Source organism: Pseudobutyrivibrio sp. UC1225, from assembly GCF_900115215.1.
Classification (GTDB): Bacteria; Bacillota; Clostridia; order Lachnospirales; family Lachnospiraceae; genus Pseudobutyrivibrio.
Genome location: NZ_FOVQ01000017.1, coordinates 34,627 through 48,677, shown reverse-complemented (window position 1 = coordinate 48,677; position 14,051 = coordinate 34,627). Strand labels below are relative to the sequence as shown.

Genomic DNA, 14,051 nt, shown 5'->3' with positions numbered 1-14,051 from the left:
AGAAGATGATCTTGAGGAACCAAGTCATCAGTACATACAAATTCAATCTGCTTTCTAGCCTTCTCGTTTTGTTCTGTAATCATTATTCTAACCCCTTATTTTGATAGTATTATTATACCAAAAAAGAGGCGAAAAAGCTTGTAAAATCAAGGTTTCTTTAGACTTTAGAAGGACTAAAAATGAAAGAACTGGAGTCCGCAGACTCCAGTTCCTCCTTATAAAAAAGAAAAGGTCGCGGCGAAAGCCGCGACACTTTGTCTACAGTCTGAGGCAACCACCATTTGGTGATTGCCTTATTTTTCTGATGCGGAAGGCGGGACTTGAACAATTCTGTCAGTCCACAACCCCAGTAAGAAAGGAGGGTCTGACACCGTCTCCCGAAAGGGACCCCCCTCGGGAACCCTTATCTAAATTATAATCTAAACTATCATCTGTTCCTACAATCCTTCCCTTCTGTATTTGATATTTTCTATCACATAGATAATCAATATCAAAACGATTGTGTGAACTTATAATAATAGTTTTTTGTTTTTTTCTCTCAGCTTCAAGTCTTTGACGAAGTTTTTGAGATATCTCATCATCCAAGCCATTAAATGGTTCATCTAAAATCAATGTCCCCTTATTTTCCATTAAGGCTTGTGCCACTCCAAGCCTCTGTCTCATTCCAAGTGAATACTTTTTTACCGGATTTTTATTATAGGGAGATAGCCCCAAATCTTCCATGCTTGTAATTATTTCTTCATTTGTACAGTCATTATTTATTTGAGCTAAAATCTTTAGATTATTGTATCCTGAATAATAAGGAATAAAACCAGGAGTCTCTATAATTATTCCCATGTTCTTCACTTGTATATTTTTGACGTCTATACCATCCATTGTTATAATGCCCTGATAATCATTGATAAAACCACATATACATTTCATTATCAATGTTTTACCTGAACCATTCGGTCCAACAAAACCAACTATTTCCCCATCATTAATCTCCATATTAATATTAGACAATAGTCTTTTCCCTTTTATTTCAAGTGACAAATCATTAATCTTAATCATACATCACACTTCCCTAAAACTATCTAGTGAACAACTTCTAATTCGCATATATGCTATTGAATAAGACACTGTTCCAAGTACTATAAAAAAAAGTAACGACCCCCATATTGGGAATACCACCTTACGAAAATATTTATCATAATGAATCCAAAGAATCGAATGCGATAATGGAAAAAGCCACATAATTTTCTTTCTGAAAAAAACAAAACACATCCCCCCAAAAAGTATCCCCATTTGGAGTACACCAAATAAAGTTTTCTTGCCTAGCGAAAAGCCTAACATCTGTATCCCTAATAAAAAATAAAAATAACAGAATAGCAATACTATGCTTATAAAATATGCTTTATAAGGCCTCATCTGATTACATAGTTGGAGTGGGATAAACTCTGAAAGCCCCACTTGTGTAGAATAATTTGAAATATTCATACTCCAACCATTTGCTATAAATGAAATATCAGCAGTACTTACTAGACAAAATCCTAAAACAAGTATCAAATATAAAGAAATTGCAACTATAGCGAATTTTATTTGGGCTATAAACCATTTTTCTCTACCACATCTAATTAACTGATACAAAAGACTGGCATCAGCTATTGGATAGTCAGACATAATCATGACAAAAAAGATAGATAATAGCAAAACAATTAATCCCGAATTGGATACTGCCATTCCTGATTCAATAATACAAAAAGGTTGTCCTGTCTTTTCAAAAGCAGAATATATTTTAGCTATTATAATTTTATTAACAAATACACCGAGAACAATTATCACTAAATTCTTAGTATTAAATAGCCATTTTTTAAAGATATATCTCAACAATTTAACCACCGCCTCTTTAATACTTTCACAGAAAAAAAATATAAAAAAACAGAAAGAATGACACACATTATAAAAGAATGCTCCATATCAAAACATATATAATTTATCAAAAATACTATCGTTATTGATATATAAACATCTGCAGTTAATACTACTCCCAATAAACAGGCTCCTAAAATCATTAACGAATAGATAATTCCTTTTAAATCTTCAACTAAAAAGACTTCGAAAAAACATCTATATATATCAGTAAAACATATATTTGCACCAAAAGTATTCAAGACAATGATTAAACATGCTCTAAACATGAATGAAGCTACTAATACTATGCAAAAACTGCAATATATCAATGATAGTATTACAATGCTTATATATCGACGCTGGCCTAGTCTTGGCACTAACATTTTGTAATACTGACTATTTAGTTCTTGACTTAACCAAGGGATAACTGGCACTGCCATACAAATAGGAAGTAACAAATGGAACCATTCGCCATATTGTGACCTACATGCCGTTTCAAGATTAATCATATTAAGATATCCACGATGTAATAGTATAATTTCACCTAACGATGTTTCCTTTAAATCTACTACATAATTTCCTGATGCAAAGAAACTAAATATCATAGAAACAATTGAAAATAAGCATATACGAAAATCTATTCTATACCTCAATCAACATCACCACTTCCTGGATTAAATTTTCTCTCTTCTAGGTTAGATGTCACTTTCCCTGTTATCATATTAATATTTACATATACCAATGTATTTCCTTCTAAAATACCAACCTCTGAATAATCATTTCCATACGCCATAATAAATGAATAAACTGGGGTAAATTTTACTGCATTCCCAGCTGATGCATAATACTCTCGCCTTGAAGAATCATAAATTGGTTCTATCATATAAAGTGGGATTATTTCTTCTACTTTTAATTCATTAAAAGTAGACATTTCTTTTTCAAAAATATTAACCGCTGTTTGCAAATCAATAATTTTATCTACAGGTTCAGCATCTTTAATTTCAAGTATTCCTGGTATAGATATCAAACTGATACCCCCTGCGTCAGTAATATCCATATTAATATACTCGTTCATTTCTTTTACATAATAAACATTATTGTCTACTCCTATTCCGCCTCCAAAAAAATCTAAAATCATGCCATCATAATCAAAAACAGCATTTACAGAGATTAAATCATTTCCTTCAAAATCTTTCCTTATATATACTTTACGGGGCGTGATATCAAAATCTTCATCTATTAGAATATTACCCAAGTAATTATCAATAAAAACTAACTCATTATTTAATGTAACCGATTCATCCTTGAAATTTATTGAAATATCTGAATACTCATCTTTGAATAAATTTATCTCTTCTATTCCGTTTTGAATATTAATCCATGAAGTATCATCATAATAAGGTGCCACTACATAAGAAAGTTGCCCTGAATCACTGATTGAATAGTATCTTTTTTCTATGACATCATCATATACCAAGGCTTCATCTCCATTTAATGCACCTTGAAAATCTTCGCTAGACACTTCTGTAAAATCAAACAGTTCTCGATAATACTCATCATTTTTCTGATAATCTTGAGAAAATTGAAATTCCCCCTCAGAAATACTTTTTATCTTGGAAAAATCAACATTGTCTGGATAAGTAATGTTTTTGTCACTAGATATTACGTCATCAATATCCATACATTTTAGATCATTTACGCTACAATACTCAAAACTAATTTGTTCTTTATATTTGTTTTCTCCATATTTGTCCATGTTAGCTGATACTTCCTCTGGAACAGGCATACATGATGTAAATAAAAACATTGACAAGCTACAGACAATTAACGGAAAAATATTTTTTCTAAAGTTTCTAGTTTGCATAATATCTCCCTATTATCTATGGTATCCAATAACCATTTTGCATAAGAAAGAGAGCTATCAATAAATAGCTCTCTTCACAATCAATTAGTATGAAAATGTACCTGATGGAGAATTAGATCCCGAGCCACAATTAGAAAAATTAACATATCCCAAAACACTTATCCCTTTTCGTGTCTGAGTTGATGCAGAAGCTCCGTTGCTTGACAAAAAAGCTGAAATTCCATTGTCAGTATACACAAATACCTCTGCCCCATGTGAAATATTATTAACCCTCATTGTTGTAGTTGTCTGCACTGTGGTTGCACCTTTGCTCCACGACATAACATTTTCTGATGTTGGTGCACCTTTAAGATATCGAAGACTCCATCCAGCAGATGCCGCATTTACTGTTAAAAAACTCCCCGCTAGCATTGAACAACATACCATCACTGCCATCATTGCTCTTACAATAGTCTTTCTCATTTTTACCTCCTCACTTCATACATTAAAATTTTCTTAGTTTCTTTACCGACTCTTTTAATTTAGGCTGATATATCATCATTGGACATGTAACATTTGCATAATGAGTAGCCACGATGACTAATACCTTCTTACCTTGAGCATTTAGTTTCGAAATTACTTGCTCTTTTTTCATTCAGCTTCCCCCCTTTCATACTTTTGATAACATATTTCCCCTCCATTAAATACATACATGTCGAAAATAGTACTAATGTTGGCGAAAAAAAAGGCTTCCCTTTATGGAAACCATTTTACAATTCATTCATAATTATTCTTACACAAAAGATTTCAGATGAACAATCTATATCAAACGAATATGAATACTTTTCTAACACCTTTATAACATTCTTTATGCCATATCCATGTTTGTCCCCGGATATCTTAGATGAAACTGGATATCCATGTCTAAAGCTGATATTCCCTTTATATGTATTGCTTAATTCTATATAAAGCGAACCCTTAAAATAATCTATCGTCAAATCTATTTTTGGTTGTAACACATTAGCATTAGCTTCTATGGCATTTTCGAGCAGATTCCCTAAGACTATATTCATATCAACCATCGAAATAATCAATTCCTTTGGAATTGTAATTTTACTTTTTACACTAATTCCATTTTCTATTGCCTTAGGTAACATATAATTAAGCACCGAATCAATGCTCGTGTTTCCAGAATCAATTAGTGGGCTTACCTCATGTAATTCATTAGTCAATCCATTAACATATTCTTTTAGTAGTTGATTATTATCTTTCATAGACAGATAGCTTATTTCTGCTAAATGTTTTTTCATATCATGCTTTATTGCTCTTAATGACTCTGTTTTTTCTTTTTGTAGCGCAATATCTCTTTCATATGATTTAATCTGTTCCTTTAAAATCAGATTTTCTAATTCTTTATTTGACGAATCGACAATATCATCAATCAAATTTGCAATAATAAGATTAATGAGCAAAAAAGCCGCTGCAACTACAGACAATGACAGTGATGAAAAAGACTTTTCTACTATAACAATCAACAGCGTAATTATACAGATGAACAAAGAGGATACATATTGAAACCAATGTTTATTATCAATATCTCTTTCCCGATTGCTGCTCAAAAATCTTCTTGTAAAAAGCTGTGCAATCAACATCAGAAACAACACCAAAAGACTAGCTAACTCAGAATAATTATTGTTATCAAATGTTGTAACCAAAAAGGAATATACAATAAGATCAATAATGCAGCTAACTGAAAGCACGTATAAAATAAATATAATCCTTTTTTTTATTGTACCAGTAAGTGAAAAGCTTATAATTGATAAACCTATCAATGTACTAAGCGTATTTAACCAAGCCTTATTAAAAAAACAATATGAACATGTCGTAATTACAACTGAAATTGAATACGCTAATATTTCTTTAAAACGATTTGCTCCTTTAGATAAGAATGAAACCGAGAATCTTTTCACTATAATAATACTTGCTATTTCTGTAAGAAAAATAAATAAAAATCTACCTATACTCATATTAAGCCATTTTCCCATTTCTTGTAGTCTAATAAATTTCTTTTGAATTCTCCACGCCTTGATTGGGCGATTAGAAGTTCTACTCCATCATCTAATAAGACCCTATCTGACTTCCATGCTCTTATATAATTCATGTTGATAATGTAAGATTTTCCTATACACGCAAATTGAATTGGTAAATCATTTATAAAATCACGTAATTTCCCATAATAATCCATATGTTCTCCATTTATCTTATGTACTATAACTGTTTTATTATTACTAGAAAAATACAATATATCCCCATAAGGAACAGAATAACTTATTTTATTGTATCTAAAACAAAAAGATTTTTTCTGAACGCTCTCTAGCCTTAATAGTTTCATTAATGTAGAAGTTATAGTTTTTGAATCTAATGGCTTTACGAGAAAATCATACGGGTGTATCTGAAATAATTCCATGGCATAGCTAGTATTATGCGATATAAAAATAATATTCATATCGTCGCGCTTCAGTCCATCCCTTATATACCTCCCTGCCGAAACGCCTGTCCTATCAGGTAATTCAATATCCAAGAATAATACATCCGGCCCAAATGCCTCTATTTGAGAACACAAAGATTTAGCATCATACCAAACCTCTATTTCACATCTTTCTCTTCGATTCTGAAAAAATGCACTTATAATATTTTCTAATTCAGCGCAAACCTTTTTTTCATCATCACAGATAGCAACTCTATGCATCTAATATTTTTCTCCCTTTGTATATTGTTCTTGTACAACACCAAGTATTACTAGAAAACTCGTAATCATTTCTGCAAATATTATTGTTTGATACCAATTGTTAGCATTAACTATAATAAAAGACAAAAGTAAAAAATTTTCAACCAAACAAATACATTTTGTGCGACGACCATAAACCTTTCTTTCCAATTCATCTAATTCTCGATTCTTGTTCCCTACAGGTGCAAAATAAAGAATAAATCCCGTGGAAATTAGACTAAGCAATATTGCACATAACGATGACAAAGATATAATTTTCATTAATTTAATAGAAATAATTAAAAGTCCCAAGGAGCATACCGTACATTTTTTTGAATCGTTAAAATGGAAACCACCCGCATTCTGTCGCAGTGGAAAAATACACGTGACAAATACCAGTGTTCTTGGCAATTCATCCAATAAAACTCCGCTTAATAATATAATTATTATGCCAAAGCAAAATATCAAGAATCGCTCAACGCCAAAATATAAAATTTCTTTTTCTTCTTCATTATCACTATTTGTAAGTATAAATTTCTCAATTTTATTAATATTAAACACCTTCTTTCTTTTTTGTCATGCATAAATCCGTAATTGCATTTTAAACAATCGTATAGGCCTATGTAGCGAACTTGGTAGTGCTATCCAAATCATAGGTTTGTTCTGTAATTAGCATTACACTTCTGCCATATCTTGTCCTGTCAATTTCAACAGCATCAGCAAGTTTTTGTCTGCCGGAATATCCATGTTCTTCTCTAAGTTCGCATAGTCTTTCCTGAAGACTGCCTGGTAATCTTTCACTCATTGTTCAACCCCTTATGCACAAACAAACGTTATTAAAAGCATAGCATTTGTTGTGCTAATTTGCATCAAAATCACATCTATCTTTTCAAAAATCTCTAAAAACAAAGCAGTTCAAAATCAAAATCACGATACAATCATTTCCCTTCGTAATATTAACTAGATGGCCACAATCGCAGGCTTTCTAAATCCCTTTCGAAAGAAAGGGCGCACTTCTATACCTCTTCAAGAGGTATGTGCGTTTTGCGTTGCAAAAGTCTTCCCGACTTCGTCGATTTTGCGTTCGCTGTCACTCCGGGATTGCAGGCAATCGAAAAACATAACAAATAAAATTCAATTTTTGAAAGTAACAAAGACCACAACAAAATAACAATTCACACGGCACTTGATGCTGATTTTTTCGTATCAGGTGCCTTTTTATTGGAGGGATTATGTAGAATACTGATAAGATTTTAGATATTTTTAAAGGTCATAAGATGCTTGAAACTCAAAGAGAGTTCTTGAATGTACAACTCTCCTTGGGTATCATAGACACAGACGGTGTCAGTAAAGAACTTAACTTGATATCAAAAAAAGAAAAAGATTTACGCGACAGACTCGTATTTATGAGCCACGTAACAAATGATGGCAAACTAAGAGCTATAAGCCATCATGTACCAACTCAAAGTAATCCAAAGGATTACTACATCACCAAAATGCCAGCTGGTAAAAAGATTAAAGCTACCACATATGATGGATTATTAGAAAAGCTTTATGATTATTACACCGCTGGCATAAAGGATTACTCTCTGGAGTCAGTTTTCAATGCTGCGCTTCATGAAAAAGCAGTTACTGAAAATCCAAAAGAAAACACTATTGCTAAAAATAGAGTAGATTTCAACCACTACATTTCAAAGGAACTTGCAAAGAAAGATATCAGAAAGATATCTGATATTGATTTGAAGCAGTATACTCAGGAATGGGTAAACAGAGAACATCCTAAGCAGAAAGCATTCTTTAGCTATAAGGGTGTCCTTAACCTCGGATTTGGCTATGCATACGCTCACAAGATTATTTCTACTAATCCTGTGGCTATGATAAAGAATAAGCCTTATATGAAGTCATGCAATACCAGAAAAGCTAAGCCAGAAGAAACGATTCTTTCTCCAGATGAAATTGATATTATCAGACAGGAAGTCAGATATCGAATGACCAAAAAGAAATGGGGAAGCTATTATATCAATGGTTATGCTGTGCTTTTTGCTATTGAGACAGGTGTCCGTGTTGGTGAGCTCTGTGCTATTAAATGGGAGGATATATCAGAATATTCTATTCACATCCATGCGCAACAGCTTTCAAAGAAAGAAAATGGCAAGAAGGTTTATTACTATGACACATGTACAAAGAATGAAAAAGGCATCTCTCGGGATGGAAGAGAATTTCCACTTACCAAGAAAATAAAATCTCTTTTGCTTGAGCTAAAAGAAAAGCAGATGACTCTTGGCATAGAATCAGAGTTTATTTTCTGTCATGAAGATGGTGATTGGATTAAGAAGGATGCATATGAAACTTTCCTCAGACGATTATGTCAGTCAAAAGGTTTCCATGTAACCAACAACCATGCTCTTAGAATGTCACTTAATTCAAATGTACTTTTTCCAATGGGGATTTCTGTAGCAGATAGAGTGGCAATGCTAGGTCATTCAATCCAGACCAATCTACAGTTTTACAGCTTTGCTCAGAAGGGTTATTTAGAAAATGTAAGAGATATACTGGACTCACAGGACAATGATGGTGTAGGAACCCTTAGGGCACCCCACAAAATCATCCGTTTTTTCAAAAAAGAAAGCCCAGAAAGCTTGATTTCTCAAACTTTCTGAGCTCACACAATTAATGCGGAAGGCGGGATTCGAACAGTTCTGGCATAAACGGTAAATCGGTTCTTTCCAGACTTAGTTGAATTTGTAGTAAAATTGCTCTTGTAACAATACTTTTGCCTTTAACAACTCAAAACTGTTTCTTCCATACATTACTCGCTTTATTACACTTATCTTATTAACGCCGCCTTCTGCTAATCCATTATTATACTGAAGATTAATTTCATTTTTCACAGCATCCAAAGGAGCCTTTTCTTGTATCCTTTGAAATATATGCCATCATTTAATTTTGATGAAAAATTCGTAATTAAGGATTTCTTACTTAATACAATCAGGACTACTAAACATAAAATCAAGGAATCGATATTCAGAAGTACATTATCCTTGCAGAAGTATGTTATTTCATACTCGTCACCACCTATAAAACATGTGAAACACATACTCATAACCCAGATAATAGATAATGCTCCAGCACTAAATAGAAGTAGTATGAGGCTGTAGATTTTAATAATATCATTATAAGCTTTAGTCACCATTTCCCTCCACCCCAAATCTATCGACGCGTCATTTGTAAGTCTCCATCTTTACGCACTTCATACTTACCATCATATATATCATTCAAAACATCTTGAATAGAAGTCTTAATCAGTTTTTCTGTCCCCTCAGTATAATTCCAAACTCTAACAGTATTTTGTGGATTAGCCCTTCTTAAACACCAGTTTACAAAAGATTGATAATACCCATCCGCTATCTCATATGACGTTCCCATCCTCCAAAGCTTATAAAAAACAGCCAATAAGCTAATACAAGGAGACATAGATAAATTTGCAAAGCCTCTCCTAGCCCCTCTATCATCTGAACAAAAGACAATTACCTGGGACTCTTGCGTCATTTTCAAATATTTTAATAATACAAAAGCCTTGACTTCACCATAACTGTTTCCGTGACCTATACTAGATTCACAGATCTGCAAAAGTGCAAGAAATTCGTCCATGTCTTTATCTGAATTTCCAACTTCAATCCATGTATCTAAATCGTTAAAATATTGAGAATAAAAATCATTAGAAATGATATTACAACCTTCATTCAAAAATGATCGATAATATAAAAAACAACTTTCACCTACTTCTTCTTTCAGACTCTCAATAATAGCTCTATCATCTACACATATTATTTCCCCTGTCTCAATCCGAGTCTGAAGCCATCTCCCCGCTCCAACATTATGGTAATTTAACTCTTCCATCATTTTTAAGTGGCAAGCAAACTTATAATGTGGAAATCTTAGAACTTCATCAGCAAGCATACAACCATTGCTGCAAATTATATTTGCTTTAGATACAAAATCAGTATCTAGTATTGCATACTTAACCAACTCACTCAATCTATCCCATACCTCTCTTTTATAGCTCTTATTTTAGCTTTATCACTTTCAATGCGTCGTGTTGAAACACTTTCAGTCTCTTCGTTTAGCAATATATACCTATCAATACTACCTAATGACTCATTTCCTCTAGGAATCAAAGACCACCGCTTTGCAATGCCCGTCACTTTAATTCTTGCTTCAACATCATCAGCAGATAAGGCAAGCAGCTCTTTTGCTTTATCGCTATCTATGATACACATCTCCATCAAACGTAAAACCATGGCTTTATAAGGAATTGCAAAAATATTCATTAATGTTAAAACATCATCAAGTTGAATGTGTGATTTATCAATTCTAAATATCGTAATCTGTTGATTCAGACTTGCATTAGGTGCCATGAGTAATCCAGCAAAAGCGTTAGCTTCCATTTCTTCTAACTGAGTAGTACCTATATCAATAGTCCTAGAATCTAAAATAGAGCCCTCTCTCTCTAGTTCGGAATCGTTATCTTCAAGATAACATCTTATATGATATAATTCGTGTGCCGCAGCAAAAATCTGTTTTGATACAGGAAGCGAATTATTTATTACTACAAAAATTCTCCCCCCCCGAATAAAAGTACAAGCACATAATTTATCATCATCAATCGGCACTCGAATCCACTCCAATGGAAGTGATTTCGTAGAGGTATAATTCTCTATTACCGCAAATATATTTTCCTGAATAATATTGTTACCAACAAATTTTTCACTAAATTTTACAGTAGTTTTTTCTAGCTGTTTAAATCTATGGTTATCTTTCGTATAAAGTATTCTTTCAATGTAATTATCCATTATTACATCTCCCATGTTTCTGACATAACAGAAGAATTTTCACGAATATTTGCATGGTAAACAATCATGTCTGCAAGCTCATCAACCATTTTTAATGCATCTCGTGCAGCATCTGTGCTCACCTTTCCCATGAAAGCTTTAACAACGTCTCCCTCTTTCATTATATTTTGCTGTTTTAACAAATCATCCATTTTCACATGATAATACTCCGCGATTTTATGAAGCTCCGCTATACTTATCATCCTCGAACCATTAAGCATTTTACTCATAATTTGTTTAGAAACACCTATTTCAACAGCCAAATCTTTTTGCTTAGTATGATTCTTTTTCATCAAATCAATAATATTATTGGCCACAACAACATTAATATCTACCAATATACACCTCCATCAATCCCTTCAAATTCACCATTTTCTTATACTGATTATATTTGCTTTTTTAAACAAAGTCAATGTTTGAGAGATTATTTATATATTATCACGTCACGCGCCACAAAAAATCCCCTTTTCGAAGACAAAACTCTACAGATGTTATTCCGTAGAGTCTAATAATTTAGCTATCTATAAATCGAAATCAAAAAACTGTATTCCAGATAATCTTGACCATGATAAACTATTTGCCGCCTTAGCAAATGGAGCGTGTCTAGCCGCTTTAGCGGGTAAGGCATATTTTGCGCCTTTTGCAGGTGTTGTATGCTTAGCTGGCTTTGCAGGTCCACCTCCTTGCGCTACTTCAGTAAAAAATACGCAACCTCCATGTAAATCCCTTACCCAACCATTATTAATACGTCCCAGTTGTTTACCATGAAAAGAATACACCAGATCGTTATGTAAATATGCTACAGGTCTCCCATTAAACAAAAAGATATGTTTAGCATCCTCTGTATACGCAATTGGTCTTCCATGTGAATCATAAAATATCATTTTCGTATACCCCCTTTATTATCTCATCTGTATAGTATATCTTCGTATTACACTTAATGTCTTTATAAAAACGCCCTTAAGTACATTTTCTAAAATCGTAATGTACTGCTCCGTATTGGCATCCAAAAACTATATGTGCTAAAATATCATCAATTGTCACAGCTTCATCTTCCACTTATCAGTAATATCATTCTTGCTAAACCTTATTGTTCCTCCAGATAATCGCTCTTGTAGATTATCACTTATCATCCTGGTTATAACACCCATCTCTTGAGGAAGAAGATAATCATTATACACATAATCGGTTGAATACTGATACTGTATTTGAGTCTCATCATCTGTACCGTTGCACTCAATATGTCTGAAAACTATACTATTATCATCTTCTGACACAATTATTGGATTTACAACTGGGTGTCTTACTATATATCTGAGATGTTCTGCATCATATTGCCCAGTGCCTTGTGCAGCTCCCACGAAGGCTCCTATATCATCCGATATCTGTGTTATGCCTGCACGTAACTCTGCATACATGGTGTTCATAATCCCCATATAATGCCCATCGGTGCTATACTTCGAGAATAGTCCTTGAATCCCTTCTCCGATAAGGTTCATTATAATCGTGTATAAGTATCGCATAGCCCATGCATCAATCTGAAGACTGTAGGGAGTTCCCCTGAACGAATAAGAAATAGAGTACGAACCTCTATTGACAACCACATTACTGAGATTATGTTGTATTCCGTTTCTGATTAATTTAAGTATACGATAACAGTCTTTCTCTATTAATTCGATTTCAGTCCCACACGGAATATTGTCATAATGATTCTTGAATGATTCCCCTTCTGTAAGAGAATACTTATTCTCAAGATATCCATCAAAAGCTGTAAAAAGTAAAATATTGCCAGCAACCCATGCCTCTGATAACTGCGCTTTTGAAGCGCCAATAACATCAGAGACAAACAATTCCTCATTACGATAAAAATTCCCATTATCAATAACTATTGTATTTGGCCTTACAACTACAGATATCAGATTAAGATCTGACATATCTGACTGCTTAATCACTTTTGTAATAGAAGAAATCATCTTAGAATCCATCATTATGTTCACACTTTCTTAATCTATCGATTATTCTTGTCAATTTGGTACAAGGTAAGCGCTTAGTGTTCCACCGTCATGACTGACAGCGGTACTTTTGTAAGCCCTCAATCGGTTTTTTCCAAACTTAGTTGGATTTATAGTAAAATTGCTCTTGCAACAATACTTTTGCCTTTAACAACTCAAAACTGTTTCTCCCATACATCACTCGCTTTATTACCTTTATCTTATTAACGCTGCCTTCTGCTAATCCATTATTATACTGAAGATCAATTCCATTTTTTACAGCATCTATATCTGTTCTAATTCCATTTACATATGTCTGTAATTCAGGAATGTTATAATCCTCCAGTCTTGATAACCAAGCATCTAGTCTATCTGAATGCTTAGAGTAAATAATTTCGTATAATTCCTTTACTGAAGCGTATAAATCAGCAATTATAGGATATGTCTTCAATACTTGCTCATACTGCACCTTATTTATTGTTTTGACATCATCAATACTTTTATATACAAGCTGGGTTATTGACTTACGCTGCACAAACTCTTTTGGTTGATAATCAGAACAAGCTATATCGTGACAACAGGCTGCTTGCTTTCTAATTTTTTCCTTCTGCATAAACATTCTTAAGGAGACAACCGAACCACAATATCCTTTTGCTGTTATTATT

16 protein-coding genes are annotated in these 14,051 nt (G+C 33.2%); 1 reads left to right on the top strand and 15 read right to left on the bottom strand.

Annotation, left to right across the window (positions count from 1 at the left end):
* Positions 1-333 precede the first annotated feature (333 nt).
* The 9 genes from BMZ41_RS14415 to BMZ41_RS14375 form a co-directional block, all read right to left on the bottom strand.
* The gene (locus BMZ41_RS14415) at positions 334-1,053 is read right to left on the bottom strand and encodes an ATP-binding cassette domain-containing protein (RefSeq protein WP_090530929.1); all 720 of its coding nucleotides are present in this window, start codon (positions 1,051-1,053) and stop codon (positions 334-336) included.
* A 3-nt stretch (positions 1,054-1,056) separates the two neighbouring features.
* The gene (locus tag BMZ41_RS14410; RefSeq protein ID WP_090530926.1) at positions 1,057-1,872 is read right to left on the bottom strand and encodes a hypothetical protein; all 816 of its coding nucleotides are present in this window, start codon (positions 1,870-1,872) and stop codon (positions 1,057-1,059) included.
* A 670-nt stretch (positions 1,873-2,542) separates the two neighbouring features.
* Positions 2,543-3,757 carry a hypothetical protein gene (locus BMZ41_RS14400; protein ID WP_090530920.1) on the bottom strand — a complete coding sequence of 405 codons (1,215 nt, stop codon included), beginning with the start codon at positions 3,755-3,757 and terminating at the stop codon, positions 2,543-2,545.
* An 84-nt stretch (positions 3,758-3,841) separates the two neighbouring features.
* Complete coding sequence (locus tag BMZ41_RS14395) at positions 3,842-4,219, bottom strand: hypothetical protein (protein ID WP_090530917.1); 378 nt, start codon at positions 4,217-4,219, stop codon at positions 3,842-3,844.
* A gap of 22 nt (positions 4,220-4,241) precedes the next feature.
* The gene (locus tag BMZ41_RS15480; RefSeq protein ID WP_143071360.1) at positions 4,242-4,391 is read right to left on the bottom strand and encodes an AgrD family cyclic lactone autoinducer peptide; all 150 of its coding nucleotides are present in this window, start codon (positions 4,389-4,391) and stop codon (positions 4,242-4,244) included.
* A gap of 115 nt (positions 4,392-4,506) precedes the next feature.
* Positions 4,507-5,763 carry a sensor histidine kinase gene (locus tag BMZ41_RS14390; protein ID WP_177184252.1) on the bottom strand — a complete coding sequence of 419 codons (1,257 nt, stop codon included), beginning with the start codon at positions 5,761-5,763 and terminating at the stop codon, positions 4,507-4,509.
* The gene (locus BMZ41_RS14385) at positions 5,760-6,485 is read right to left on the bottom strand and encodes a LytR/AlgR family response regulator transcription factor (RefSeq protein WP_090530912.1); all 726 of its coding nucleotides are present in this window, start codon (positions 6,483-6,485) and stop codon (positions 5,760-5,762) included. The genes BMZ41_RS14390 and BMZ41_RS14385 overlap by 4 nt, the downstream gene beginning before the upstream one ends.
* Positions 6,486-7,064 (bottom strand): accessory gene regulator B family protein, encoded by a 579-nt coding sequence (locus BMZ41_RS14380; RefSeq protein WP_090530909.1) that lies wholly within the window; start codon positions 7,062-7,064, stop codon positions 6,486-6,488. It lies immediately after the preceding gene.
* Positions 7,065-7,122: 58 nt separating this feature from the next.
* Positions 7,123-7,308 (bottom strand): hypothetical protein, encoded by a 186-nt coding sequence (locus BMZ41_RS14375; protein WP_090530906.1) that lies wholly within the window; start codon positions 7,306-7,308, stop codon positions 7,123-7,125.
* Between the two features lie 496 nt (positions 7,309-7,804).
* On the opposite strand from BMZ41_RS14375, the gene BMZ41_RS14370 reads away from it, so the two are divergent.
* On the top strand, positions 7,805-9,163 hold the full coding sequence (locus tag BMZ41_RS14370; RefSeq protein WP_177184251.1) for a tyrosine-type recombinase/integrase: 1,359 nt from the start codon (positions 7,805-7,807) through the stop codon (positions 9,161-9,163).
* Positions 9,164-9,713: 550 nt separating this feature from the next.
* Here BMZ41_RS14370 and BMZ41_RS14360 read toward each other — a convergent pair.
* The 6 genes from BMZ41_RS14360 to BMZ41_RS16165 form a co-directional block, all read right to left on the bottom strand.
* A complete protein-coding gene (locus BMZ41_RS14360; protein ID WP_090530897.1) occupies positions 9,714-10,541 on the bottom strand; it encodes a hypothetical protein in 828 nt (275 codons plus the stop codon).
* The gene (locus tag BMZ41_RS14355; RefSeq protein ID WP_177184250.1) at positions 10,538-11,356 is read right to left on the bottom strand and encodes an ImmA/IrrE family metallo-endopeptidase; all 819 of its coding nucleotides are present in this window, start codon (positions 11,354-11,356) and stop codon (positions 10,538-10,540) included. The genes BMZ41_RS14360 and BMZ41_RS14355 overlap by 4 nt, the downstream gene beginning before the upstream one ends.
* A 2-nt stretch (positions 11,357-11,358) precedes the next feature.
* Positions 11,359-11,733, bottom strand: coding sequence for a helix-turn-helix domain-containing protein (locus BMZ41_RS14350; protein WP_090530892.1), 375 nt, complete (start codon positions 11,731-11,733; stop codon positions 11,359-11,361).
* 183 nt (positions 11,734-11,916) lie between these two features.
* A complete protein-coding gene (locus BMZ41_RS14345) occupies positions 11,917-12,279 on the bottom strand; it encodes a 4-fold beta flower protein (protein WP_090530889.1) in 363 nt (120 codons plus the stop codon).
* A 156-nt stretch (positions 12,280-12,435) separates the two neighbouring features.
* Positions 12,436-13,383 (bottom strand): hypothetical protein, encoded by a 948-nt coding sequence (locus tag BMZ41_RS14340; RefSeq protein WP_090530886.1) that lies wholly within the window; start codon positions 13,381-13,383, stop codon positions 12,436-12,438.
* 124 nt (positions 13,384-13,507) lie between these two features.
* Entirely contained in the window at positions 13,508-13,999 is a 492-nt protein-coding gene (locus BMZ41_RS16165; RefSeq protein ID WP_242942077.1) for a transposase, read from the bottom strand.
* Between the last annotated feature and the right edge of the window lie 52 nt (positions 14,000-14,051).

Bases quoted from the DNA above. Each gene is read 5' to 3' on its own strand.
- BMZ41_RS14390 (WP_177184252.1), bottom strand. From the start codon at position 5,763: ATGAGTATAGGTAGATTTTTATTTATTTTTCTTACAGAAATAGCAAGT.
- BMZ41_RS14385 (WP_090530912.1), bottom strand. From the start codon at position 6,485: ATGCATAGAGTTGCTATCTGTGATGATGAAAAAAAGGTTTGCGCTGAA.
- BMZ41_RS14395 (WP_090530917.1), bottom strand. From the start codon at position 4,219: ATGAGAAAGACTATTGTAAGAGCAATGATGGCAGTGATGGTATGTTGT.
- BMZ41_RS15480 (WP_143071360.1), bottom strand. From the start codon at position 4,391: ATGAAAAAAGAGCAAGTAATTTCGAAACTAAATGCTCAAGGTAAGAAG.
- BMZ41_RS14355 (WP_177184250.1), bottom strand. From the start codon at position 11,356: ATGGATAATTACATTGAAAGAATACTTTATACGAAAGATAACCATAGA.
- BMZ41_RS14375 (WP_090530906.1), bottom strand. From the start codon at position 7,308: ATGAGTGAAAGATTACCAGGCAGTCTTCAGGAAAGACTATGCGAACTT.
- BMZ41_RS14340 (WP_090530886.1), bottom strand. From the start codon at position 13,383: ATGATGGATTCTAAGATGATTTCTTCTATTACAAAAGTGATTAAGCAG.
- BMZ41_RS14345 (WP_090530889.1), bottom strand. From the start codon at position 12,279: ATGATATTTTATGATTCACATGGAAGACCAATTGCGTATACAGAGGAT.
- BMZ41_RS14400 (WP_090530920.1), bottom strand. From the start codon at position 3,757: ATGCAAACTAGAAACTTTAGAAAAAATATTTTTCCGTTAATTGTCTGT.
- BMZ41_RS14415 (WP_090530929.1), bottom strand. From the start codon at position 1,053: ATGATTAAGATTAATGATTTGTCACTTGAAATAAAAGGGAAAAGACTA.
- BMZ41_RS16165 (WP_242942077.1), bottom strand. From the start codon at position 13,999: ATGCAGAAGGAAAAAATTAGAAAGCAAGCAGCCTGTTGTCACGATATA.